We start from the raw sequence: 20,583 nt of genomic DNA, 5'->3' as shown, positions 1-20,583 counted from the left end.
CTTACCACCCCCTTGCCTTTCTATTTTGTAATTTCCCCAGTGCCATATCCATCTGTGGTGCAATTCCTCCTACAAGCTCTCCAGAGTCAAGTACAATACTTGTTTCAGAGAACTTAGGAAAATAGGTATCCATGATGGCTACTATTCTATTCATGACACTAAGTAAATCTCCGTTTGCTCCAGCTGTCATATTCTGAAGAGTATCAAGTCCCATAATAACTTCCGGTCCAGCCTCTCCACCTCCAAGGAGATGTCCACCTTTACTACCAAAAATAGTTGCTCCATTTAAGAGCATTGGCTTATTCATCGCCTTTTTATACCAATCAATAGATAGATGTGGTACGGATGGTGGTGCTAAAGAGAAATGTCCACTGATGCTAAAATGAGGCAGTTTGATATGTGGCAGCTTTAAGCTAATACCAGCAAAGAAACCTTTAATTGCATCAACTACGCTTTTAACCTTATTCTTTGCCTCTTCAATCGGTGTAACAATGGCACTCTTTATACCATTCCAAATGGAAACGGCTGTATTTTTTATTCCATTAAATACAGAAGTAACTGTGCTTGATACAGCATTAAATACCGATGATACCTTTGACTTTATCCCGTCCACCACAGATCCAATTACATTTTTGATTCCGTTCCATACACTTGTTACAACTGATTTTATTGCATTAAAGATTGTAGTAATCACAGTTTTGATAGCATTAAGTACTGTTGAAATCGTAGTACTAATTGCATTCCATACAGTTGTAATGACTGTTTTTATGGCATTCATAACGGTAGAAATAAAAGTACTAATCGTATTTAAGACCGTCATTACTACCGTCTTTATTGCCTCCCACACAGCCATTATGGTTTCTTTGCAGTTTTCCCAAATAAATCTAAAAGGAAGTGTGATCAGTTCAAAGTAGCCTTTAATCAGTTCTACAATAAACATCAATGCTACAGTAAGTATATTTTTGATGGTTTCCCAGACAGTGGTAAAAACTTGTACGATGCCATTCCAAATAGTTGTAAAAAACTCTGCGATTCCCTGCCACAAAGTCATAAGAGTCGTTATTATAGTTTCCCATAAGCCTTTGAACCACTCTGTGATAGCACCCCAGTTTTTAATAATGGCAATGATGGCCACTACTGCTGCTATGATAGCTGCAATAATTCCTATAATTGGAAGAAGTGAAACATTAAGTGCTCCAAAACCAACCGCTGCTCCACCAGCGGCAGTACCTGCGGCTGCTGTTCCTGCTGCACTTGCACCTCCTGCAACGCCCACTGCTGTAGTTGCGGTGGCTGTTCCTCCAAGTAGTCCAATGAGTCCGCCAAGAGCAGAGGTAATTGTTCCAACTGCTGTGATGACTTTCCCTATGACTACTAAAACTGGACCTACGGTTGCAGCAATAAGGGCAATTTTTACAATGGCATCTTGCATACCAGGAGATAGGTTGTTCCATTTTTCATTTAATGATTTCATCATCGCTGAAAACTTGGTAAGCATTGGTGCAAGAACACTCATAAGAGAATTACCAACATCAGCTCCTACTATCTTTAAGCTATTAAGAGAGGTCTGAAATTTATCTATTGGATCTAAGGTTTCATTAAAGGTTGAATCTACATTCCCGATATTGTCCTTTAGTGATGTCCCAAGTTCCTCGAAAGATAGTGAACCATTCTTACACGCTTGATAAATTGCACCACCTGCTCTTTTACCAAAGAGTTCATAAGCCGCTTGTAGTCCTTCCGTTTCACTACTAGCATTCACCATGCTGTCTTGGATTTCTTTTAGTGCCTCTTTCATAGGCTTTCCATTTGCTGTAGCATTAGCAAGTGCCTTTGTAAGTCCTGTCATAACCTGTGAAGTATCTGCACCAGACATTTCAACATTTCCGAGGAAGTTTGCTGCATCACTTGCAGAAAATCCTAGTTGCTGAAGTGCTGCAGAGTTTGTCACCATACTCTTTGCAAGAGTATCCATACTGATACCAGTTCTTTGTCCGACAGCATTCATGGTATCAAGTAAGGCTCCTGCATCTTCTGCCTTTAGTCCAAATGCAGATATGACTTTCTGCGTATTATCAATCGCAGTAGATACATCCGTATTATTTAGCTGAGCAAACTTTATGAACTTACCGGATAAGTTCTCAAGTTTCTTACCAGTGAGGCCAAATCTAGTATTTACTTCACCGATAGCGGCACCTGCTGTTTCAAAGTCTGTAGGAATTGAAGTCGCAAGGTTCTTCATACTGGTTTGCATTTCTTCTAATGCCTTACCAGATGCACCAGTCTTTTGTGTGATGATGTCCATTCCCTTATCTACTTCATTAAAAGCAGATAAAGAAGCAGCACCTATTGCTACGATAGGTGCTGTTACATGAGTTGATAGACCTTTACCAACTTCAGTGGTCTTATCTCCAACTTCTTTAATTTTATCTCCTGCCTCTTTCATGGAAACAGATAGTGCTGATGGCACTTTTTTAGCCTCTTCCTCAAGAGCCTTTAGGTTGTTTTCTGTTTCAATAATTTCTCTTTGCAGGGCATCATACTTATCTTGTCCAAGTTCCCCATTTTCAAGCTGCATTTTTGCCTGCTTATCTGCCTCTTTTAAGGCATTTAACTTTTCGCTAGTTTCAGAGATTTCCTTTTGTAGTAACTGTTGTTTTTGAGCAAGCAGTTTTGCATTGGAGGGATCAAGTTTAAGAAGTCTATTTACATCACGAAGCTGTGACTGCGTATTTTTAATGGTTGAGTTTACACCCTTTAAGGCTTTGTCAAGACCGGTAGTATCTCCACCAATCTCAACGGTAATTCCCTTTATTCTATTAGCCACTTACATCCCTCCTTTCTAAAAATGGACATAAAAAAGACATCTACTTTTCCGTAAATGTCTTAGTTATATGTTTTATCCAGTTCAACAAGCTGTGAGATTATTTCCTATTCTTAATAATGCCAGTAATCAATATACCAATTGATATTCCATATAATATACCAATTACTAAATCACTTATGTTAGATATTCTATTTAAAACTATTGCCAACACTAGAAATAACATTCCTATCGGTACATAATTATTTTTATTTAATTTCATCTTTTTAGCCTCACTCAAGTTCTAATTTGTTTTTAATATATACCCTTATTATACCAAGAATACTCAAGGCTTTAAATTAGAACTTATCAAACTCAGCTTGTCCTGCCACCTTGCTATATTTCACTCCGTCATTTGATTTTTCAGTCCAAATATCTAGTACCATTCCAATTGTAAGTAAATCAAGTTCTGAAACGCTTATCCCTATTTCCACGCATCTTAGTAGAAATAGGGCTGTTGTCATTTCCCTGCTACTTTTTGGAAGTTTTTTTTAGACTGAACTTCCGTTTCAAGGTTTGCTCCCCAAAGCTCAAGAATTTCTGGCAGAATCTCGTAAATAGAAAACATTTCAAACTGGTCAAGCCAATCATCAATGTTTCCGGGGATACTTCTATCTGCATGGTAAGCCATGATGTAGGCTACATTTTCAAATATCTCAAGGTCATCAATTTCAAAAGACCCTTCATTTGCCTTGAATGTTTTCTCCAGCTTTGATAGGTCTTTAAAAATATCTCTTTTAAATTTAATTCTATATAGTCTAGGGATTGTAGCAGATGAACGAAACTTTACATCTACCTCTCCTACTTTTACTGTTTTCTCAAGCATATTTTCCCTCCTTATTTTCCTACCGGCTTTGGTGTTTCAGAATTAGCCTGTGGAATATAAACGTTCTTATACCAATTAGCATAGGTATCAGCCGATGTAGTATCTCCAGTTCTTGATTTTACAAGTCCATCCTCTCTTGGATCTGCTGTAAGTGATAGCGTTTCTGTCCCTGGTTCAATGGTATCTTCCTTTGTTTCAGATTCAATAGAAGGACGAGATGCGGAGCAATTATATAGGACGTGCCTAATTGCATTTACATCACCGTCAAACTCAAATAATAGTGCAAACTTTTCTGTTTCAGATACATTGGCCTTTTCTAAAAGTACTCCATTTTTATCCAATTCTTCCTTTAAGATTTCCGTTCTAAACCATTCAGGTATCAGTGCAATCTCAAGGTCACCACTATATCCGTTATTGGCAGTAGACCTAAAATATACAATACCATCTGCATAAAAAGGACTGGATTCTCCTTCTGCTTCAAGGCTGATACTTACAGCCCCTGGAATTGCTTTAGGATTTTCATAAGAAAATGTCCCTTCGCTTGATTTTTTAAGTTTTGCTGCATGGACATTTTTAAGGTTATATTTCACTTTATTTCCCATGATTTTCTTCCTCCATTTCAAAAATATATAGGACAACATAGAGTTTTTCTGAGTCTATATAAACTTCTGTTTTGTTATAAAAAATGCCATGCTCATCGAGCACAGCTTCTACTTTCTTTTCTATGTTCGGACTTTTGTAATCCGTATAGATTTCAATATGAACTTCATTTGCTTTAAAATACACTCTTCCGTCTGCTGAAAAGTTATCACTTGCCGGGAGTAGATAAATAAGAAAAGGTGGCTCTGGCGATTCCCCTTCTGCAAAGTGATGATATGCATTTGGAAGTCCTATATCCTTTATAATTTCAAGTAACCTATCCATTGGAAATAGCCTCCTTTATCTCTTCTTCAAATACCTTTATAGCCTTGTCTTCAGCATTTGCTATATGTGGTCTTGCAGATACTCTTCCTCCACCACGCTTTGCATGACCAAATTCAAGAAGGTGGGTAAGCTGATATTTGTTTCTAGAATGAACAACAAGCTCTAGGCTACTGGATGTTTCTCTCACAGTTTTTACCGTCCAGCTTTTAGAATACTTTCCTGTATCACTTGGAGCACTTGCCTTTATTTCTTCACTCACTGTCTTTCCAGCTTTTTGAACTGCCTTTTTCACATTTTCAGTTGTAACATCAGCATATTTTTCAAGTTCCTTCATCACTTCAGATGAAAGGCTATCAATTTTTACCCCGCTCATCTTTCACACCTCTTACAATGAAGTTTTATACTTTTCTTCTTGTAATTCATATGGTCTATGCCCTCAATTTCATAAATATCATCATGAAAAATAACTCTATAACCAACGGAAGATAAGACCGATACTTCCTTACTATAGCGAATGGTAAAGTCAATCTTGCTTTCATCCCATATAGCACCACTGCTTGTTTGTTCCTGTGGGCTTTCACTACCGATAGTTGCATAGCAAGAGTAAAATTTACTCCATACATTTTTGTGGTTTCCTATCTCATCTACCTCGACCATACTTTTTTGAAGTTCAATGCGCTCATTTAGTAGTGATATCTTCATTTTTCTACCTCCATTTTCAAAAATAAGAAAAATGTTCTCGTGCCCAACGATAGAAATATAGAAATCTTTGATTTCGTTATATTTCATCGAAAGGGTGCATTAAAATCCCGCCTTTCTTACTCCAAATAACATGGATCTAAGTGTAATCGTTAACTCATGATGGTCTGCCTCTTCTCTATGTTCATAAAGATAGGCGGCAGCATATAGCACTGCCACCTTATATTCTTCAAAGCTTTCACCAATGATTTCATCTTCCTCTTTTCTTGCAATATCAAGACACATCTTTTCAGAAGATTTTATAAGGGTGCTAATTAAGTCATCATCTTCACTTGTATCCACCCTCAGATAGTTTTTCATTTCATCAAGACTTACAACCATAACTAGCACCCTCCCTTCCTTCCTTTATTTTGCTTTAATAGTTAAAAGATGAACCGCCTCAGGAAGAATCAGTTTTCCATCCACTCTTTCCTTTGCAATAAAGCCTGTCGTATCTGTTTCAGCATAAAGCTCCGTAAGTTCCTGCATAGACCTTGTTCCTCTGTCTGCAATGTTATAGTAACTAAAATCACCGAATGCAATGGCAGGTTTTCCCGCTTCTACAAGAGGTGCATACGCTGATGTAAAAATAGGATAACCAAGCAGTCTATCCGGCTCTCCTTCTTTAATGGAAGGCTGCCACATATAGTTTCCATTACCATCTTTAAGTTTTCTAATGATGGCAATGGTCTGGTCATTCATAATAAATTTAGCCTTTTGACGATATGGTCTTCCAAGTGCATACACAAGACTGATAATATCATCAGATGAAATAGCTGCTCCTGCTGTTGTTACATCACTGATTGCACCACCATCTTTATGGAAAATTCCAAGTGGTTTTTTCTTTCCATCTCCATTAAGAAACGCATCTTCCTCGGCATTACCGATTGCCTTACCAAACTGCTCAATAATATAATTTTCAAGTGGGAACATACTGTCATATAAAAGCTCGTTTGTAATCTTAACTCCAACAGCAAGTTTAAAGGCATCAATGGTAATTTGGCCGAATGTCGCATCATCAAATGGAATCTTGCCCCCTTCTTCAACCCAAAGTGCTGCAGGTTTTGTTGCAGTCACCGTAATTCTATGAAGTCCGGATGTGGTAATCTTTGTTCCAATAGTTCTCATGATGTTATTTTCCGTTAATACATCAATCAGTCTCTTATCATATTCCTCCGGAACAAGATATCCTCCATCAGTGTCCACTCCTTCCTGCAAAAGGTTTGTAATCTGCTTAAAGTTACTTCTGATTGCCTTAAGCATATCCCTTCTGTATTCATCGGATGCTCTTCCCTTTTTCTCCGGATTATCATCCACTTTCATTGGTTTTGTTACGATAGCATCAGACAGAGGCTTAGATAGTTCTTTATCCATCTCCTCAATCTTTTGTAGACGCTCAATTTCTAAGCTATAGTTATGGACTTTCTTTTCCATTTCATCATAGCTTAAAGCATCTTCTTCAGAAATAAGGCCGTCTTTATCTCTCTTACTTTCAAGAAAAGCCTTAGCATCTTCCCAAGCCTTATTACGTTTTTCAATCATTTCTAAAATCTTACTCATAGTGTTCTACCTCCAATTTTTCATTAAAAAAAGACGGTCCATTAATTCGTCCGCCTTTACACCTGTATTTGTTTCTTTATTTTCTATTTTGCATTTAGTAGCTATTCTTTCCATCAAGGAATTAACCACCTGTGCTTTTGAATACATCATGCTCACCTGTGGAACTTCCATATCAATAGTGTCACTTCTTTTTAAGATGTCATCTGCAAAACCAAGCTCCACTGCTTTATGTGCATCCATCCAAGTTTCCGAGTCCATTAGATGAGATAATTTTGCTCTAGACATTCCAGTCTTAATTTCATAAGCATTAATGATGGACTCTTTAACTTCGTCCAGCATTGAAATTGCTTTTTCCATCTCCCCCTTATTTCCAAACGCTATGGTCATCGGATTATGAATCATCAGCATAGATACTGGACTCATTAATACCTTTGTCCCTGCCATTGCAATAACAGACGCTGCACTTGCTGCGATACCATCAATTTTTACTGTGACATCTCCCTTATAGTCAATTAGCATATTGTAGATTTGAGCTGCTGCCACACAGTCACCTCCCGGAGAGTTAATCCAAACGGTAATGTTTCCATTCCCCTGATTTAACTCCTCTTTGAAAAGCTGTGGTGTCACATCATCATCAAACCACGATTCTTCAGCTATCGTTCCATTAAGGAATAGGATGCGTTCTGTCACTTCCTCTTCGTTTTGGTTTCTCATTACTTGATTCTTCCACTTCCAAAACTTCTTCATTAGGTTCTTCCTCCTTTCCATCTTCATCTGCAAATGCTCCTGCACGATTTAGTGGGAGCATATTTCCATTTATGAGATATAGGTCACCTCCATCTTCACTTGGAATACGGTCTAGGTTTTCTAATTCTCTAATATCATTGGCAGACATCCATCCGTTTTGTCTTGCTGTAGCATAGCCATTCATTCTTGATTGATAATCACCACGAAGGAGTCCATCCACATTGAATTTGACATAGTACTTCTTCTTTTCTTCTTCAGTAAAAAGCCTACGAACAATTGCCTGTTCCCATCTTGCTACCCAAGGATCAAGAGTGTACTTTACAAATTCTAGGGATTGCTGCTCAATATTAGAAAAGCTCGACTTCTCAAGATCACCTACCATATGTGGTGGAACTCTAAAGATTCGAGCTATCTCATTGATTTGAAATTTTCTTGTTTCTAAAAACTGTGCTTCATTTGGAGAAATCGAAATCGGTGTATACTTCATTCCTTCTTCCAAAATCGCTATTTTATGACTGTTTCCTCCAGAGAATCCTTTTGACCAGCTTTCCCTCATAGCCTCAGGATCCTTTACTGTTCCGGGATACTCTAAGATTCCACTCGGAGTTGCTCCATTAGCAAAGAACTTAGCTCCATATTCTTCTGTCGCAATTGCCATACCTATAGCATTTTTAGCCATCGCAATTGGAGAATAGCCAACAAGTCCATCAAAGCCAAGTCCTGGAATATGAAGAACATTGGACTGGTTTAACTTAACTCTTCCTTTTTTTTCTGTTCCTGCATCAGAATCACTAACAAAGTATTCATAGTAGATTTGACCTTTATCATCTCTATCTACCTTCATCCTGTCTGGCATAAGCGGATAAAGTCCTAAGACTTCACCCTTACCATTTCTGATAATCTGAGCATAGGCATTACCCCAAAGAAGTAAATGCGTCATCATGCTTTCCCTAAAGACAAAGCTTGTCATCTCTGGATTTGGTTCATCATGTAGCACCTTGTATAAAGGATGTTCTATAGCCTTAGCTGTGCCAATCTCTGTTCTTTCATAAACATGAAGTGGTAAGCTTGCCACTGCCTCAGATAGAATTCTTACGCAGCTATATACCGCTGTCATCTGCATAGCAGACCTTTCATTTACTCTTCTTCCTGATGATGAACCACCCATCAAAAAGCTATATGAAGATCCATTTGTTCTATTTATAGGCTTATCTCTACTTTTGAATAAACCACTTATTATTCCCATACATTTTCCTCCTAAATTTCTGTACTAAAAAAGCATCTCCTTAGAGATGCTCCTAATAACAAATTATTAACTAAATACTGGTTCTACTTTTTCTTCCAAAAGACAAATATCTAGTCCAATCTTCATGGCCTCGTAAACATCTGTCATTGTGCCTCCAAGGTTAAGGATCTCATTTTGAATATCTTCTTTTGTCCATCCTTTTAAACCATCATTTTCTCTTGCAAACTTATCCATGACTTTTTTAACTACAAGTTCTAATACCTCTTTTTCCAACATTATATTTCCCTCCTTTAATCCGTTTTACTTGGTTTGTATAGGTTAAACGAAGTTGAATATGAGTACAACCCACTTGTAAGAAATAGGGATTTAAATGTAAGAATTAAGTATTTTATTGTCGTTTTTTAAATGAATAGAATTCCCCTGCCATCATAAACACTTTCTGTATTTTGATTGCCACATCGGATTGCTCTATCAAGTCCCATGATGGTAGCAATTGCGCCATCAATCTTTTCTGTTGACTTTTCTTTATCTGCTTTTATGTTTCCAGCAGGATCTGTTCTTATAAATATATTATCCATCATCCATCTTAGCACTGGATTTCCACCATGAGCAAGTTTTTGCTCTAGTGTTAGTTTCATTAGTTCCTTAGTAGGTGGACTCATATCCTTAAATCCTTGTCCAAATGGAACTACTGTAAATCCCATGTTCTCAAGGTTTTGTACCATCTGAACAGCACCCCATCTATCAAAGGCAATTTCTCTAATGTTATATTTTTCTCCAAGTTCCTCTATGAATTTTTCTATAAAACCATAGTGAACTACATTACCTTCTGTTGTATGAATATAGCCTTGTCTTTGCCAAACATCATAGGGTACATGGTCACGTTTTACTCTTAAATCCAGCGTATCTTCCGGTATCCAAAAGTAAGGCATTACCACATACTTGTCATCTTCATCCGTTGGTGGAAAGACTAAAACAAAGGCTGTAATATCCGTTGTAGATGAAAGGTCAAGTCCTCCATAGCAAACTCTACCTTCAAGGTCATTTTCATTCACAGCAAATGAGCAAGCATCCCACTTTTCCATAGGCATCCAGCGTATTGCTTGTTTCACCCATTGATTAAGTCTAAGCTGTCTGAAGGAATTTTCTTCTCCCGGATTTTGCTTTGCCGACTCACAGGCTGCCTTTACTTTATCTATTCCAACTGTCACGCCAAGCGATGGATTTGCTTTCTTCCATACTTTTGGATCTGTCCAGTCATCTTCTTCGTCAGCACCATAAATCACTGGATAAAAAGTAGGATCAATTTTTCTTCCTTCTAAAATATCCTTAGCCTTTTGATGAGTTTCATAACAGATAGAATGCGTGTCCGTTCCTGCTGTTGTAATAAGAAAATATAAAGGCTGAGTTCTTGCATCTCCAGAGCCTTTGGTCATAACATCAAAGAGTTTTCTATTTGGCTGTGTATGAAGTTCATCAAATACTACTCCATGAATATTAAAACCGTGTTTGGAGTAGGCTTCTGCTGATAAGACTTGATAGAAAGAATTTGTTGGCTGAAAAATAATTCTTTTTTGCGATGCTAATATCTTAACTCTTCTATTCAATGCAGGGCACATCCTTACCATATCAGCTGCAACATCAAAGACAATAGTAGCCTGCTGTCTATCAGCAGCACAGCCATAAACTTCAGCTCTTTCTTCATTATCACCACAACAAAGAAGTAAGGCAACAGCTGCTGCAAGCTCGCTCTTTCCCATTTTCTTTGGAATCTCAATATATGCAGTATTAAACTGTCTATATCCATTTGGCTTAATCACACCAAATAAATCTCGTATAATTTGTTCTTGCCAAGGAAGTAACTTAAATGGCTTACCAGCCCATGTACCTTTGGTGTGGCTTAGGCATTCAATGAAATTTACAGCATAATCTGCATGGTCTTTGCTATAAATAGAATCTTTTAATTTAAATTTTGTAGTCTTGTATTTTGCCATCAACTCACCCCCTTTATGCATAAAAAATACAGCCCTTTGGCTGCTACTACGAGAAACAGAGCCTAGGCTCTGAAACTCCTTTGTTTTTTAATTTTGTTTTAATGCCCACTCAATTGCGTGACCATCATCTTCAAATCTTTCTTCGCTTACTTCCTTTAGTCCAATAAAACCTTCGCATGAATGGTCATCATCTAGAAATTCATAAACTGCTGCAAAGTAGCAGTTTCCATCTGGGTGATAGTAGTGTCCTACAAGAATCACCCTGTCTCCAAAGGTTATGACCTTACCCCATCTAGTTTCTAAATCTTCCGGTGTTGCCTGTGTTGGTATCTTGTACTTGTTAGCTAAATCTATCATTTTGCTCATCTTATTTCCCCTCCAATTCTAAGAATTCATCGTAGGTGATAAGGCCTGCATCGTAGAGTTCAAAGTTTTCGTTTCCTTTATAGAATTCTCTTTCTTTTTCTTCCCTTGCTTTGGCTCTTTTTAGGTATTCGTTCCAGCCAATCTTGCCTTCGTCATAAAGTTTTCTTTCAGGCTCTCTTTTATAAAATGCTGCTTTCTTCTCGTTTAGTTTTTTTGTCGCTTCCTTAAAAATTTCTTGCTTTGTCATGTGCGTTTCTCCTTTGTTTTTGGTATGTGTATATTCCCGTAATTTGAAGGATATATCAAGTCATTTTTAAAGAAATATGTGCTTTATTTTCATAATAATAGTAGTTTTATTTGCCGTATAGAATGAAATCAACATAGGCTTTTCTATCCGTTTCAAGAAAATCTACAAGTTCATAAAAATCCATTTCATAAGCGATTCTTTGTACTACTCTTATATCAAACATATTAGTAATCCCTGTTTTTCTAATAGCAAGTATCTGTTCCTTTATCTTATCGTTCATCTGAAACCCTCCTGCAGAAATCTTCACCATAAGCTACACTTAGGCTACTTCCGTTATCCCAAGAAACCATAATAGAGCCAATATCATCAACACCTCTTACTGTTCCTGCTGTACCAATAGGCGGTGCCTGAATATCCTCCATAAAGACAAGCTCTACTCTAGTTCCAACTGGATACTTTTTTCTTAATTCTTCAACAACCTCTTTATTTGGAAATCTCATCTTCATGACCTCCATTTCTAAATGCTGATGATCCTGAAAGCTTTTCAAGAAGTATTTTTCTATCTTTCTTAAATTCATCTCCGATAAATCCAAGCCTTAAAAGAAAACATCTAAAGGCATACTTTTCGTTGATCACTTCTTTGGAAGATTCGTTGATGCGTTTGGCATCCATACTCATCTTACAAAGTGCAGCAATAAATTTTGTATATGTCATTATATGTTCGTTATCGATATTTTCAAACCAAGGAAAACTTATTTTTTCTTCATCTTCCTCTATCTCAAGGCTTGTAATTCCTAGTGCCTTTTTGATTAAATCGCCCTTATTTTCAAGAATTTTATTGAGTTTGGCTAAATCTACCTTATCCCTTGGTATCGCCACTGTAAGGCTTTGTGTGGCGTCGTGTTCGCTTTTACTTTCTTCCTCGGGTATAAAGCCGTCTCCGATAAGATTATGCATCAATCTTTCTAATGCAAAATCATCTTCACATAAAACCGTCCCCCTCTTATCAATTGTAAAGATTCCAATTTCATACGCCATGCTTGGCATTCCTAAATACTTGGATTTTTCATTTGTGATTCTTTCAATCCCTTTGACAAGCTCTTTTCTCTCTTTACCTGTAACATTAAATTTTACTTGCATTGTTTTACCTCCTTTAATTTGGTATGTACATATATCACTCTAAAGGCTGTAAATAGCAAGTCATATCTGTGCTTTATTCAAAATAAAAGTGCTTAATTCCTGCAAGTACAAAGCATACATTAGGAAGTGCCACGCCATTCCCCCACATTTTGTATTCTGCTGAATCTGTATGAGGGCTAGCAAGCCATTTTCTTATCTGTTTTTCACTTCTAGGCTTAGTAGCTTTAGTTACAACTTTCCTATAGGTTTCAAAGACTTCAGTCCAAAATATCAATTCTCCTTCAGTTGGATTTTCTGTTTCAAGTCCATCACACCAACCATCTGGGAAACCTTGAAGCCTCCCGCACTCCTTTGGAGTTAGTCTTCTAACAATATATCTTTGATCCGCCACGTCATTTACAACTGGAGGATCTTTGTAGTCACTTGCAACTAAGGTATTAGCTAGATTTTCCATCGCCTCAGTATGATGGGAGTTTTTGCTGGTTGAAAAAATTTCCTTTTCTACGATAAGTTTACCTTGACCTGCCATCTCACTATGAACACCCTTTGGACCATCCATCGCACATAATGTACCTGCTGTTTTATCACAGTAGACAATGGCAAGTCCGCCTTGATTAGCTTCCGGTGAGTTTTGACCTGTATTGATGGTTCTTGCCACATTGGTTTCATAGATATTGGCTCTGTGATTTTTGGTATTTTCTGAGGTAATACGGACATCAAATGTTCTGGTACTATCTTCTACTACAAAAGGCTGATTGTTTCCTCCCGTTCCAAGACTTGCTCCTATAGTATTACTCACAGCAAGAGGTCCTTTAAATCTGGAATCTTGTCCATGATTTTCAAATACCAGTGGCGGGTGATTTCCTACACTTGCAGTGATTGTTCCACTCTTTTCTTCATGAACATCCATCCTCTGACCACCTTGGTCATTTAAGCACAGATTTGTGACTGCATCTCTAGTGCTTTCTTTAAGACCTCCGGCAGTTCTTTTCCACGGGCATTTGCTCTTTTCAAGATGCCAAGGCATGCCTTCGGACTCAAATAATATTTTTCCGGCACTTTCTCCATTAAAATCTGCGACAAGGTAGATACGTCTTCTTCTTTGGGGCACTCCCCAGTACTGAGCATCAAATACCCTCCATGCGAGTGAGAAATCTCCTGCCATGATAAAACCTGCGTTTTGCCATTTCTTAGGTCTAGCCTCATCAATTTTATGTCCTTTGATCCCACAGATTTCTTTGAGGACTGAAAAGAAGTCCTCTCCTTTGTTTGAGGAGAATGCACCTGGCACATTTTCCCAAACGATATATCTTGGTTTTTCTCCATGCGTTTCCTCCCTCATTTCTTTAATAATTCTTATTGCCTCATAAAATAAATTAGAGCGAGAACCATTAAGCCCCGCTCTTTTTCCTGCTATAGACATATCTTGGCATGGGCTGCCAAAAGTGATAATGTCCACAGGTTCTATTTCATTTCCTTTAATACCAGATATATCTCCTAAATGTTTTACATCCGGCATTCTTTTTGTAGTTACTCTGATTGGAAAAGGCTCAATTTCTGAACAACTAATAGGCTTTATACCTACAAGTTTTGCTCCTAAACAAAATCCTCCTGAACCATCAAATAGAGAACAAAGTGTTAGAGGTTTATTCTGTTTTTTCTCCATCTATTTCCACCTCTTTCACCAAATCTTTATATGATAATTTCTTACCACTACGAATCACATAGACATTTTCACTATCTCCGGTATCTTCCACATATCGTCTTAAAATAACTGATGCATATTTTTCATCAAGTTCCATCGTAAAACAGATTCGATTTGTCTTTTCGCAAGCCATTAAGGTTGAACCACTACCTCCAAAGGTATCAATGACGATGGCATTTTCTTGACTTGAGTTTTGAATCGGATAGGAAAGTAAATCTAGTGGCTTTGATGTCGGATGATTTTCATTTCTCTTTGGTTTATCAAAGTTCCAAATAGTTGTTTGTTTTCTATCAGAATACCATGAATGCTTGCCATTTTTAAGAAAGCCATAAAGCACAGGTTCATGTTGCCACTGATAGTCACTTCTACCAAGAACAAGTGAGTTCTTTACCCATATACAACAGCCTGCAAGATGAAATCCTGCATCAATAAAAGCTTTTCTAAAATTAAGTCCTTCCGTATCAGCGTGAAATATATAGGCTGCTCCACCACTTTCCAAATGCTCTGCCATATTTTGAAAGGATAGAAGAAGGAAATTATAAAACTCATCGTTTTGCAATTTATCATTCTTGATAGATAATCCTTTGGAGCTTTCAAAGGCTACGTTGTAAGGGGGATCGGTAATAATGAGATTTGCTTTTTTACCATTTATTAATTTATCTACATCTTCCTTACTTGTTGCATCACCACACATCAGAGTGTGTTTGCCAACATTCCAGACATCGCCTTTTTCTACAAAGGCGGCTTTTTCAAGTGCTGATGTCAAGTCAAATTTATCATCTTCCACCGTTTCCTTTTCAGAGTTTTCAAATAGCTCATCCAGTTCTGCTCCATCAAAGCCCGTTAGGGCTAAATCAAAATCCATGCCTTCCAGTTCTTCAATCTCAACTCTAAGTAGCTCTTCATCCCAGCCGGCATCCAGTGCCATTTTGTTGTCAGCTATGATATATGCTTTCTTCTGTGCCTCAGATAGATAGTCAACCAGTACACATGGCACTTCTTCCATCTTTTCTTCTTTGGCTGCCATAACTCTTCCGTGACCTGCGATGATATTAAACTTGGAATCAATGATGACCGGATTGATAAAACCAAATTCTCGTAAAGAGGATCTAAGTTTCATAATCTGCTCTGGGGAGTGAGTTCTTGCATTATTCACATAAGGGACTAGTTTACTAATTTCCACCATTTCCATTTTTGTTTTCATAAGCTCACCCCATTAAAAAAGACCCCATTCAGCGAATTTCTCAAATCCACCAATAGAGTCTATATACTTTCTTGCGATATTTACGATTTCGCTATACGGCTTACCATTAACTACTTCATCACCAATGGCACAGCTAAGTTCAATCGGTCTTTGTTCCATCTGTGCTTTAAGAAAAGCGTAGATATTTACTGATACATCTGCTTTGGATAAGTCTTTACCATGAAGTCCACCACCGGTTACAGCCCCTGCCATATCTGATCCAAGTTTTCTGTTGGTAGCTCCTGTATCGACATTTATTCCACCAGTCCAATCTCCTAAGGGATTGATGATTGCATTTGGATAAAGATTTTCAAGTTCATTTTTTCTTGCATTACTTTGACAAATAATAAGCTTTGCATCATCTAGGATATATTTGCCATCATATGGATATTTAGAATAAATTTTTCTTGCTATCTTAGATAGCTGTTTTTGTTCAAGTGTAAGAGGTACTCCTTTAAAGATGCCATTATCTCCACATCTAATATTCCTTTTTTGATTACTAGATAGATGCTTATCTTGAGGAACGATTACTATATCCTTTTTTACATTTCCTGCAATACGAGCTATTGCCTCTTTAATGTCCTTATACTTAAAATTGACCGTGCTTTCTATAATCACATGACAAACACCATGACCGATTAATACTTCTACGGCAACTTTAGGACTATCACAATTTTTATATGCGATATCTACGATAGCACCTGCGATTCTATCTGCAATTTTATCTGGGTGTTTTGGATTTACTTTTTCTATCATTTTTCTTATCTCCTTCTTCTTAATAGCTGCTCCATAAGGTCATCGCTATCTTCTTCATAAATTTCTGTACAGTTCTGTCTGACGATGTCGTATATCTCATACCAAATCAGATTTGCTGTTTTTTGAAACTGTGATGACATCTGAATAAATGGCGAAGCAATTACTCCACCTGTTGTTGGATGCTTTCCAAGCATTCCATATCTGCTAATAGCATCCTCGCATTGAATATATCTGGCAAAGGCCTGTGAATATGACTCAAGCAATCTTTTATTTACTAACTTTTCGCATTTTCTCTCCTTTAGCCACAGCCATGTTTCTTTATATATTTCATCTGCGCCTAGTGGAATACCATCCTTTTGTTTTGCAGATAGATACTCACCAGGTTTTGGCATATCTATTCCATCAAGTTCTACACCATCAGGTAAATCTACAGAATCAAGTTCTGCATAGTACATATCCGGTATATCATTGGCAAGCAGTTTTACTTTTTCTCCATTTTGTATTTTTTCAGCTATCGGTCTTGGTTTATCTCCTGCTTTTACTCTTCTGCCACCTCTGTATGTTCCGTCTTTGGCCACATTCATCACTTCCTTTCCATTCATATTTTTTGGTTTTCTTTAATACCCTCTTTGAACCTGCGTTTTTGTGCGTGAGACCCCACGCCCGTTCCCCAAGGGATAGATTCGTAGAGATTTTGACCGCCCCTCCCCATTTATTTTTTATTCCAACGGTCTCCTCTTTGGGCATGAATTCTCGCATGACAGGATTTGCATAAAGATATCAAATTACTTTTATTATGATTTCCACCTTCAGAAAGAGGTTTGATGTGATGCACTTCTTCTACAGGTACTAAAATTTTCTTCTTAAAGCACTCCTCACAAAATGGATGCTCCTTAACATAAGCATCTCTTACTCTTTTCCATACTCTGCCATACCTACGGCGTACAGCAGGATTCCTGTCGTACTTCTCGTAGCGTTTGTTTTCTTCCCTTTGATGCATTTCACAGAACCTACCATCGGTTAAATTAGGACATCCTGGATAAGAACATGGACGCTTTGGCTTTCTTGGCAAGTCTTCCACCTCCTTTTGGGCATAAGAAAAGCCCTGAAAGATTTCTCTCTCAAGGCTTGTATTCTTATAATTTTTGCTAAGTATATCATACCACAAAGGCAAAACTATTAAAAGATAGTCAAACAGTATTATTTAGTCTCAAAGTGTCTCAAAGCGTCTCATTTTGTATCAACTTTTTATATCTATAGGATTTTCAGGCATTTTTAACTTAACTAGTGCATTCCCATGCCACCTTAAAACTGTAGCTCTTGAAGCATGAAGTTCCTTTGCTATTTCATCCCATGTCATATTGTTTAAATAACGATAGGTAAGTAGCAGTTGTTCATCCACACTTTCAAGTTTTGAAATCATGTCAAGAATTTGCTCTTTAAGACTAATAAACAATATAAGTTTCTCATTTATCTTTGCCTCCAAGTCCATTATTTTATTTAAACTTTTCACAAAAGGTGCTTCAGTATTTTTACTAGTTTGAACTCTGTCTATATCATATCTTGGAGAGGATACACTTGTTGCCATTAACCTAAGTCTTTTTATATCTTCTAGGTAATGCTGTATTCTTTTATCAAGCAGATATGCTTGCTTTAAATATTCTTTTATTTCCATTCTTACCTCCAACTTGAGGTAAGTTCTCCATAGAACCTCTTTTCCTCGTTACTTTAATCTTGCTTTCACTGAATTAATCAGTGCATCTTGAATTCTCTCTTTGGCTTTTAATGCTTTCATGACATCTTCATCAATCGTTCCTTTAGAAACAATGTGATGAATAACTACTGTGTCTTTTTGTCCTTGTCTATAAAGCCTTGCATTGGTCTGCTGATAAAGTTCCAAACTCCAAGTAAGTGAAAACCATATAAGTGTTGATCCACCTAATTGCAAGTTAAGTCCATGACCAGCACTTGCAGGATGAATGATAGCTATAGGAATTTTCCCTTCATTCCAGTCCGTTATATCCTTACCTGTCTTAATCTCTCTAACATCAAATCTTTTCTTTATTCTTTCCATATCATGTTTAAACCAGTAAGCTACAAGAACAGGTTTACCATTAGCACCTTCAATTAAATCTTCAAGCGCATCTAGCTTTCTATCATGAATTACAATGCTTTCCTTTTTATCGTTATATACAGCACCATTTGCCATTTGAAGAAGTTTACTAGATAGGGCGGCTGCATTTATGGCATCAATTTCATCATCTCCAACGGATAGCACCATATCCTTTTTTAAGGAATCATATAGCTTTTGCTCCTTTTCCGATAATGAAACCACCACCTCATTCATAATGCATTCTGGCATTTTCAGAAAATCTTTTGATTTCATGGAAATCGTGATATCAGATATTAAACTATATATCTGTTTCTCTGCACCATCTTTAGGTTTATATGAAAATATCATCTGCTGATTCCTTTTATCTGGTACAAAGAAGTTTTGTCTGTAGTGAGTGATATATCTTCCTAGCCTTTCTCCCATATCTAGGAGTCTAAACTCTGCCCACAAATCCATAAGACCGTTACTTGATGGAGTTCCTGTAAGTCCAACAATTCTCTGTACCTTTGGTCTTGCTTTAAGAAGTGATTTGAACCTTTTTGCTTGATAACTTTTGAAAGATGAAAGTTCATCAATTACCACCATATCAAATGTCCACTTGAATCCACTTTTTGTAATAAGCCAGTCTACATTTTCACGGTTAATAATGTAAATATCAGCTGAATTGGATAAGGCTTTTTTTCTTTCTTCTTCTGTTCCAATCGCAATAGAACATCTAAGATTTTTAGTGTGTTCCCATCTTTCACACTCTTGTTTCCATACATTCAATCCAATGCGAAGTGGACATATCACTAAAACTTTACACACATCAAAATAGTCATACATTAAATCATTTATAGCTGTAAGAGTTATTATTGTTTTTCCTAAGCCACATTCAAGCAATACCGCTGAAACAGGATGAGTTACTATATGATTGCTTGCAAAGTTTTGGTAATTATGCATCTGACTTTGCTTTAACAAATCTCCCAAATCTATCTCTCTCCTTTCCTGTTGCATGAATTTTTGCATGCTCCGATTTTGATAAAATAACTATATTTTCAATTCGGTTATTATCATGATTTCCATCAATATGATGCACTTCCTCATAGTGATGTAATTGTCTTCCCATTTTCTCAGCTGCAATAACTCTATGAACAGGAATTCCATCAATTATAGGGGCTTTACCAGACAATCCTGTCCATCGTTTATAATCATCAGTGCATTTATGCGAACAATAATTATGCTTAGTTCTTGCTATATCACTTCTCTTTTTCATAAATTCTTTGCTACACCAGTCACATTTCACCTTAATTTTTTTAGTCTTAAACGCTAAGTAGCATTCATATGAACAGAAAAAATTTTTATTTCTATTACCATGCCTGCCTTTATATTCAAATCTGGTGCCACAGTTACTGCAATTTTTTAATTTCATCAATAACACCACCGATCATTTCTTTATCATCAATCACAAAACATTTAAATCCTAACTTCCTAAAATCAGCCATTCTTTTTAGCTGAAGAGGTCTTGGTTTTTTACCTTTTGCCTTAAGTTCTACAAAAGCAAACTTTCCTTCTGGGAGAAGAAGTAAACGATCTGGAACACCAGATAGACTAGGACTTACAAATTTTATTGCAAAACCACCTTTTTCTTTCACCTTACGAACTAAGCATTTTTCAATATCACTTTCTCTTAAACAGCTCATCTGCTCTCTCCTTTGCCATAGCTTTTATTTTTTCATCAATATCATTTCTTGTCTCACTAGCTAAATTGCCGTAAAACACATCAACATATTTATTTCCAAGATTAGGATAGTCAGAAAACATATTACTATCAGCCTTTGAACAGATTTCATCAATAGTATTTAATGCCTTTAATAACCTACCTGTATCCTTGGCATGAACTACAGGACTAATTGCAACTACCGCTTTTGTCCCTACTGTCTTAAGGAGTCTCATATACGCTCCTGCATTTTCATAAACTTCAATTTTTCTTTCATTCCTTGTAATCATCGCATTTCTATTCCTTTCATCAAATTGTTAAAAATAGTTTTGTCCTATTTTGTCACACTGTCGCTATATAGATAGCTTTTTTAAATTAATTTATTTATATATAAAGTATTACTACATATAGAACTG

General features: G+C 36.9%; 28 protein-coding genes. All 28 read right to left on the bottom strand.

Translation table 11 applies throughout. From position 1 onward, the window contains the following. Position 1: 1 nt before the first annotated feature. The 28 genes from HMPREF2876_RS09805 to HMPREF2876_RS09675 all read right to left on the bottom strand — a co-directional run bounded on the left by HMPREF2876_RS09805 (position 2) and on the right by HMPREF2876_RS09675 (position 20,457). Positions 2-2,827, bottom strand: coding sequence for a phage tail tape measure protein (locus tag HMPREF2876_RS09805; protein WP_070584853.1), 2,826 nt, complete (start codon positions 2,825-2,827; stop codon positions 2-4). Positions 2,828-3,162: 335 nt separating this feature from the next. After that, entirely contained in the window at positions 3,163-3,327 is a 165-nt protein-coding gene (locus tag HMPREF2876_RS10705) for a hypothetical protein (RefSeq protein WP_186822505.1), read from the bottom strand. Continuing rightward, entirely contained in the window at positions 3,324-3,689 is a 366-nt protein-coding gene (locus HMPREF2876_RS09800; RefSeq protein ID WP_070584851.1) for a hypothetical protein, read from the bottom strand. Before HMPREF2876_RS09800 ends, HMPREF2876_RS10705 begins: the two co-directional genes overlap by 4 nt. Positions 3,690-3,700: 11 nt before the next feature. Then, the gene (locus tag HMPREF2876_RS09795; RefSeq protein WP_070584849.1) at positions 3,701-4,291 is read right to left on the bottom strand and encodes a major tail protein; all 591 of its coding nucleotides are present in this window, start codon (positions 4,289-4,291) and stop codon (positions 3,701-3,703) included. Continuing rightward, complete coding sequence (locus tag HMPREF2876_RS09790) at positions 4,281-4,613, bottom strand: hypothetical protein (RefSeq protein ID WP_070584847.1); 333 nt, start codon at positions 4,611-4,613, stop codon at positions 4,281-4,283. Before HMPREF2876_RS09790 ends, HMPREF2876_RS09795 begins: the two co-directional genes overlap by 11 nt. After that, positions 4,606-4,986: an HK97 gp10 family phage protein gene (locus tag HMPREF2876_RS09785; protein WP_070584846.1), complete on the bottom strand. Its 381-nt coding sequence runs from the start codon at positions 4,984-4,986 to the stop codon at positions 4,606-4,608. The genes HMPREF2876_RS09790 and HMPREF2876_RS09785 overlap by 8 nt, the downstream gene beginning before the upstream one ends. Beyond that, positions 4,983-5,315, bottom strand: coding sequence for a phage head closure protein (locus tag HMPREF2876_RS09780; protein ID WP_070584924.1), 333 nt, complete (start codon positions 5,313-5,315; stop codon positions 4,983-4,985). The genes HMPREF2876_RS09785 and HMPREF2876_RS09780 overlap by 4 nt, the downstream gene beginning before the upstream one ends. Positions 5,316-5,414: 99 nt before the next feature. Beyond that, a complete protein-coding gene (locus HMPREF2876_RS09775; RefSeq protein ID WP_070584922.1) occupies positions 5,415-5,693 on the bottom strand; it encodes a head-tail connector protein in 279 nt (92 codons plus the stop codon). A gap of 24 nt (positions 5,694-5,717) precedes the next feature. Further along, positions 5,718-6,911, bottom strand: coding sequence for a phage major capsid protein (locus HMPREF2876_RS09770; RefSeq protein ID WP_070584845.1), 1,194 nt, complete (start codon positions 6,909-6,911; stop codon positions 5,718-5,720). A 6-nt stretch (positions 6,912-6,917) separates the two neighbouring features. After that, the gene (locus tag HMPREF2876_RS09765; protein ID WP_001933578.1) at positions 6,918-7,658 is read right to left on the bottom strand and encodes a head maturation protease, ClpP-related; all 741 of its coding nucleotides are present in this window, start codon (positions 7,656-7,658) and stop codon (positions 6,918-6,920) included. Beyond that, complete coding sequence (locus HMPREF2876_RS09760) at positions 7,576-8,904, bottom strand: phage portal protein (RefSeq protein ID WP_070584843.1); 1,329 nt, start codon at positions 8,902-8,904, stop codon at positions 7,576-7,578. Before HMPREF2876_RS09760 ends, HMPREF2876_RS09765 begins: the two co-directional genes overlap by 83 nt. Before the next feature lie 66 nt (positions 8,905-8,970). Next, positions 8,971-9,180 (bottom strand): hypothetical protein, encoded by a 210-nt coding sequence (locus HMPREF2876_RS09755; protein ID WP_032461578.1) that lies wholly within the window; start codon positions 9,178-9,180, stop codon positions 8,971-8,973. A gap of 125 nt (positions 9,181-9,305) precedes the next feature. Further along, positions 9,306-10,898 carry a terminase large subunit gene (locus tag HMPREF2876_RS09750; protein WP_070584841.1) on the bottom strand — a complete coding sequence of 531 codons (1,593 nt, stop codon included), beginning with the start codon at positions 10,896-10,898 and terminating at the stop codon, positions 9,306-9,308. An 87-nt stretch (positions 10,899-10,985) separates the two neighbouring features. Then, the gene (locus tag HMPREF2876_RS09745; protein WP_070584839.1) at positions 10,986-11,264 is read right to left on the bottom strand and encodes an Nmad4 family putative nucleotide modification protein; all 279 of its coding nucleotides are present in this window, start codon (positions 11,262-11,264) and stop codon (positions 10,986-10,988) included. Position 11,265: 1 nt separating this feature from the next. After that, the gene (locus HMPREF2876_RS09740) at positions 11,266-11,511 is read right to left on the bottom strand and encodes a hypothetical protein (RefSeq protein ID WP_070584837.1); all 246 of its coding nucleotides are present in this window, start codon (positions 11,509-11,511) and stop codon (positions 11,266-11,268) included. Between the two features lie 106 nt (positions 11,512-11,617). Then, positions 11,618-11,791, bottom strand: coding sequence for a DUF5049 domain-containing protein (locus tag HMPREF2876_RS09735; protein ID WP_019116082.1), 174 nt, complete (start codon positions 11,789-11,791; stop codon positions 11,618-11,620). After that, positions 11,781-12,011 carry a DUF4314 domain-containing protein gene (locus HMPREF2876_RS09730; RefSeq protein WP_019116083.1) on the bottom strand — a complete coding sequence of 77 codons (231 nt, stop codon included), beginning with the start codon at positions 12,009-12,011 and terminating at the stop codon, positions 11,781-11,783. Before HMPREF2876_RS09730 ends, HMPREF2876_RS09735 begins: the two co-directional genes overlap by 11 nt. Beyond that, positions 11,995-12,651 (bottom strand): virulence protein, encoded by a 657-nt coding sequence (locus tag HMPREF2876_RS09725; protein WP_070584835.1) that lies wholly within the window; start codon positions 12,649-12,651, stop codon positions 11,995-11,997. The genes HMPREF2876_RS09730 and HMPREF2876_RS09725 overlap by 17 nt, the downstream gene beginning before the upstream one ends. A 73-nt stretch (positions 12,652-12,724) precedes the next feature. Next, positions 12,725-14,317 carry a DNA cytosine methyltransferase gene (locus tag HMPREF2876_RS09720; RefSeq protein ID WP_070584833.1) on the bottom strand — a complete coding sequence of 531 codons (1,593 nt, stop codon included), beginning with the start codon at positions 14,315-14,317 and terminating at the stop codon, positions 12,725-12,727. Continuing rightward, on the bottom strand, positions 14,298-15,560 hold the full coding sequence (locus HMPREF2876_RS09715; RefSeq protein WP_070584831.1) for a site-specific DNA-methyltransferase: 1,263 nt from the start codon (positions 15,558-15,560) through the stop codon (positions 14,298-14,300). Before HMPREF2876_RS09715 ends, HMPREF2876_RS09720 begins: the two co-directional genes overlap by 20 nt. Positions 15,561-15,572: 12 nt before the next feature. Continuing rightward, complete coding sequence (locus HMPREF2876_RS09710; RefSeq protein WP_070584830.1) at positions 15,573-16,355, bottom strand: S-adenosylmethionine synthetase N-terminal domain-containing protein; 783 nt, start codon at positions 16,353-16,355, stop codon at positions 15,573-15,575. Between the two features lie 5 nt (positions 16,356-16,360). Beyond that, complete coding sequence (locus tag HMPREF2876_RS09705) at positions 16,361-16,933, bottom strand: P27 family phage terminase small subunit (RefSeq protein ID WP_186822506.1); 573 nt, start codon at positions 16,931-16,933, stop codon at positions 16,361-16,363. Positions 16,934-17,067: 134 nt separating this feature from the next. Beyond that, entirely contained in the window at positions 17,068-17,427 is a 360-nt protein-coding gene (locus HMPREF2876_RS09700) for an HNH endonuclease (RefSeq protein ID WP_070584827.1), read from the bottom strand. Between the two features lie 168 nt (positions 17,428-17,595). Further along, on the bottom strand, positions 17,596-18,030 hold the full coding sequence (locus HMPREF2876_RS09695) for a DUF1492 domain-containing protein (RefSeq protein WP_063633212.1): 435 nt from the start codon (positions 18,028-18,030) through the stop codon (positions 17,596-17,598). 48 nt (positions 18,031-18,078) lie between these two features. After that, positions 18,079-19,410: a DEAD/DEAH box helicase gene (locus HMPREF2876_RS09690; RefSeq protein ID WP_070584920.1), complete on the bottom strand. Its 1,332-nt coding sequence runs from the start codon at positions 19,408-19,410 to the stop codon at positions 18,079-18,081. After that, on the bottom strand, positions 19,403-19,879 hold the full coding sequence (locus HMPREF2876_RS09685; RefSeq protein WP_070584825.1) for an HNH endonuclease: 477 nt from the start codon (positions 19,877-19,879) through the stop codon (positions 19,403-19,405). Before HMPREF2876_RS09685 ends, HMPREF2876_RS09690 begins: the two co-directional genes overlap by 8 nt. Further along, positions 19,857-20,150 (bottom strand): VRR-NUC domain-containing protein, encoded by a 294-nt coding sequence (locus tag HMPREF2876_RS09680; RefSeq protein ID WP_070584823.1) that lies wholly within the window; start codon positions 20,148-20,150, stop codon positions 19,857-19,859. The genes HMPREF2876_RS09685 and HMPREF2876_RS09680 overlap by 23 nt, the downstream gene beginning before the upstream one ends. Next, on the bottom strand, positions 20,128-20,457 hold the full coding sequence (locus tag HMPREF2876_RS09675; RefSeq protein ID WP_070584820.1) for a hypothetical protein: 330 nt from the start codon (positions 20,455-20,457) through the stop codon (positions 20,128-20,130). Before HMPREF2876_RS09675 ends, HMPREF2876_RS09680 begins: the two co-directional genes overlap by 23 nt. Positions 20,458-20,583: the final 126 nt, after the last annotated feature.

The sequence above is a fragment of the Streptococcus sp. HMSC073A12 genome, from assembly GCF_001812815.1.
Lineage (GTDB): Bacteria > Bacillota > Bacilli > Lactobacillales > Streptococcaceae > Streptococcus > Streptococcus vaginalis.
Note: the sequence above shows the minus strand (reverse complement) of the source record. Positions and strands in the feature narration are given on the sequence as shown.

Bases quoted from the DNA above. Each gene is read 5' to 3' on its own strand.
- HMPREF2876_RS10705 (WP_186822505.1), bottom strand. From the start codon at position 3,327: ATGACAACAGCCCTATTTCTACTAAGATGCGTGGAAATAGGGATAAGC.
- HMPREF2876_RS09800 (WP_070584851.1), bottom strand. From the start codon at position 3,689: ATGCTTGAGAAAACAGTAAAAGTAGGAGAGGTAGATGTAAAGTTTCGT.
- HMPREF2876_RS09795 (WP_070584849.1), bottom strand. From the start codon at position 4,291: ATGGGAAATAAAGTGAAATATAACCTTAAAAATGTCCATGCAGCAAAA.
- HMPREF2876_RS09790 (WP_070584847.1), bottom strand. From the start codon at position 4,613: ATGGATAGGTTACTTGAAATTATAAAGGATATAGGACTTCCAAATGCA.
- HMPREF2876_RS09785 (WP_070584846.1), bottom strand. From the start codon at position 4,986: ATGAGCGGGGTAAAAATTGATAGCCTTTCATCTGAAGTGATGAAGGAA.
- HMPREF2876_RS09780 (WP_070584924.1), bottom strand. From the start codon at position 5,315: ATGAAGATATCACTACTAAATGAGCGCATTGAACTTCAAAAAAGTATG.
- HMPREF2876_RS09775 (WP_070584922.1), bottom strand. From the start codon at position 5,693: ATGGTTGTAAGTCTTGATGAAATGAAAAACTATCTGAGGGTGGATACA.
- HMPREF2876_RS09770 (WP_070584845.1), bottom strand. From the start codon at position 6,911: ATGAGTAAGATTTTAGAAATGATTGAAAAACGTAATAAGGCTTGGGAA.
- HMPREF2876_RS09765 (WP_001933578.1), bottom strand. From the start codon at position 7,658: ATGAAGAAGTTTTGGAAGTGGAAGAATCAAGTAATGAGAAACCAAAAC.
- HMPREF2876_RS09760 (WP_070584843.1), bottom strand. From the start codon at position 8,904: ATGGGAATAATAAGTGGTTTATTCAAAAGTAGAGATAAGCCTATAAAT.
- HMPREF2876_RS09755 (WP_032461578.1), bottom strand. From the start codon at position 9,180: ATGTTGGAAAAAGAGGTATTAGAACTTGTAGTTAAAAAAGTCATGGAT.
- HMPREF2876_RS09750 (WP_070584841.1), bottom strand. From the start codon at position 10,898: ATGGCAAAATACAAGACTACAAAATTTAAATTAAAAGATTCTATTTAT.
- HMPREF2876_RS09745 (WP_070584839.1), bottom strand. From the start codon at position 11,264: ATGAGCAAAATGATAGATTTAGCTAACAAGTACAAGATACCAACACAG.
- HMPREF2876_RS09740 (WP_070584837.1), bottom strand. From the start codon at position 11,511: ATGACAAAGCAAGAAATTTTTAAGGAAGCGACAAAAAAACTAAACGAG.
- HMPREF2876_RS09735 (WP_019116082.1), bottom strand. From the start codon at position 11,791: ATGAACGATAAGATAAAGGAACAGATACTTGCTATTAGAAAAACAGGG.
- HMPREF2876_RS09730 (WP_019116083.1), bottom strand. From the start codon at position 12,011: ATGAGATTTCCAAATAAAGAGGTTGTTGAAGAATTAAGAAAAAAGTAT.
- HMPREF2876_RS09725 (WP_070584835.1), bottom strand. From the start codon at position 12,651: ATGCAAGTAAAATTTAATGTTACAGGTAAAGAGAGAAAAGAGCTTGTC.
- HMPREF2876_RS09720 (WP_070584833.1), bottom strand. From the start codon at position 14,317: ATGGAGAAAAAACAGAATAAACCTCTAACACTTTGTTCTCTATTTGAT.
- HMPREF2876_RS09715 (WP_070584831.1), bottom strand. From the start codon at position 15,560: ATGAAAACAAAAATGGAAATGGTGGAAATTAGTAAACTAGTCCCTTAT.
- HMPREF2876_RS09710 (WP_070584830.1), bottom strand. From the start codon at position 16,355: ATGATAGAAAAAGTAAATCCAAAACACCCAGATAAAATTGCAGATAGA.
- HMPREF2876_RS09695 (WP_063633212.1), bottom strand. From the start codon at position 18,030: ATGGAAATAAAAGAATATTTAAAGCAAGCATATCTGCTTGATAAAAGA.
- HMPREF2876_RS09690 (WP_070584920.1), bottom strand. From the start codon at position 19,410: ATGCATAATTACCAAAACTTTGCAAGCAATCATATAGTAACTCATCCT.
- HMPREF2876_RS09685 (WP_070584825.1), bottom strand. From the start codon at position 19,879: ATGAAATTAAAAAATTGCAGTAACTGTGGCACCAGATTTGAATATAAA.
- HMPREF2876_RS09680 (WP_070584823.1), bottom strand. From the start codon at position 20,150: ATGAGCTGTTTAAGAGAAAGTGATATTGAAAAATGCTTAGTTCGTAAG.
- HMPREF2876_RS09675 (WP_070584820.1), bottom strand. From the start codon at position 20,457: ATGATTACAAGGAATGAAAGAAAAATTGAAGTTTATGAAAATGCAGGA.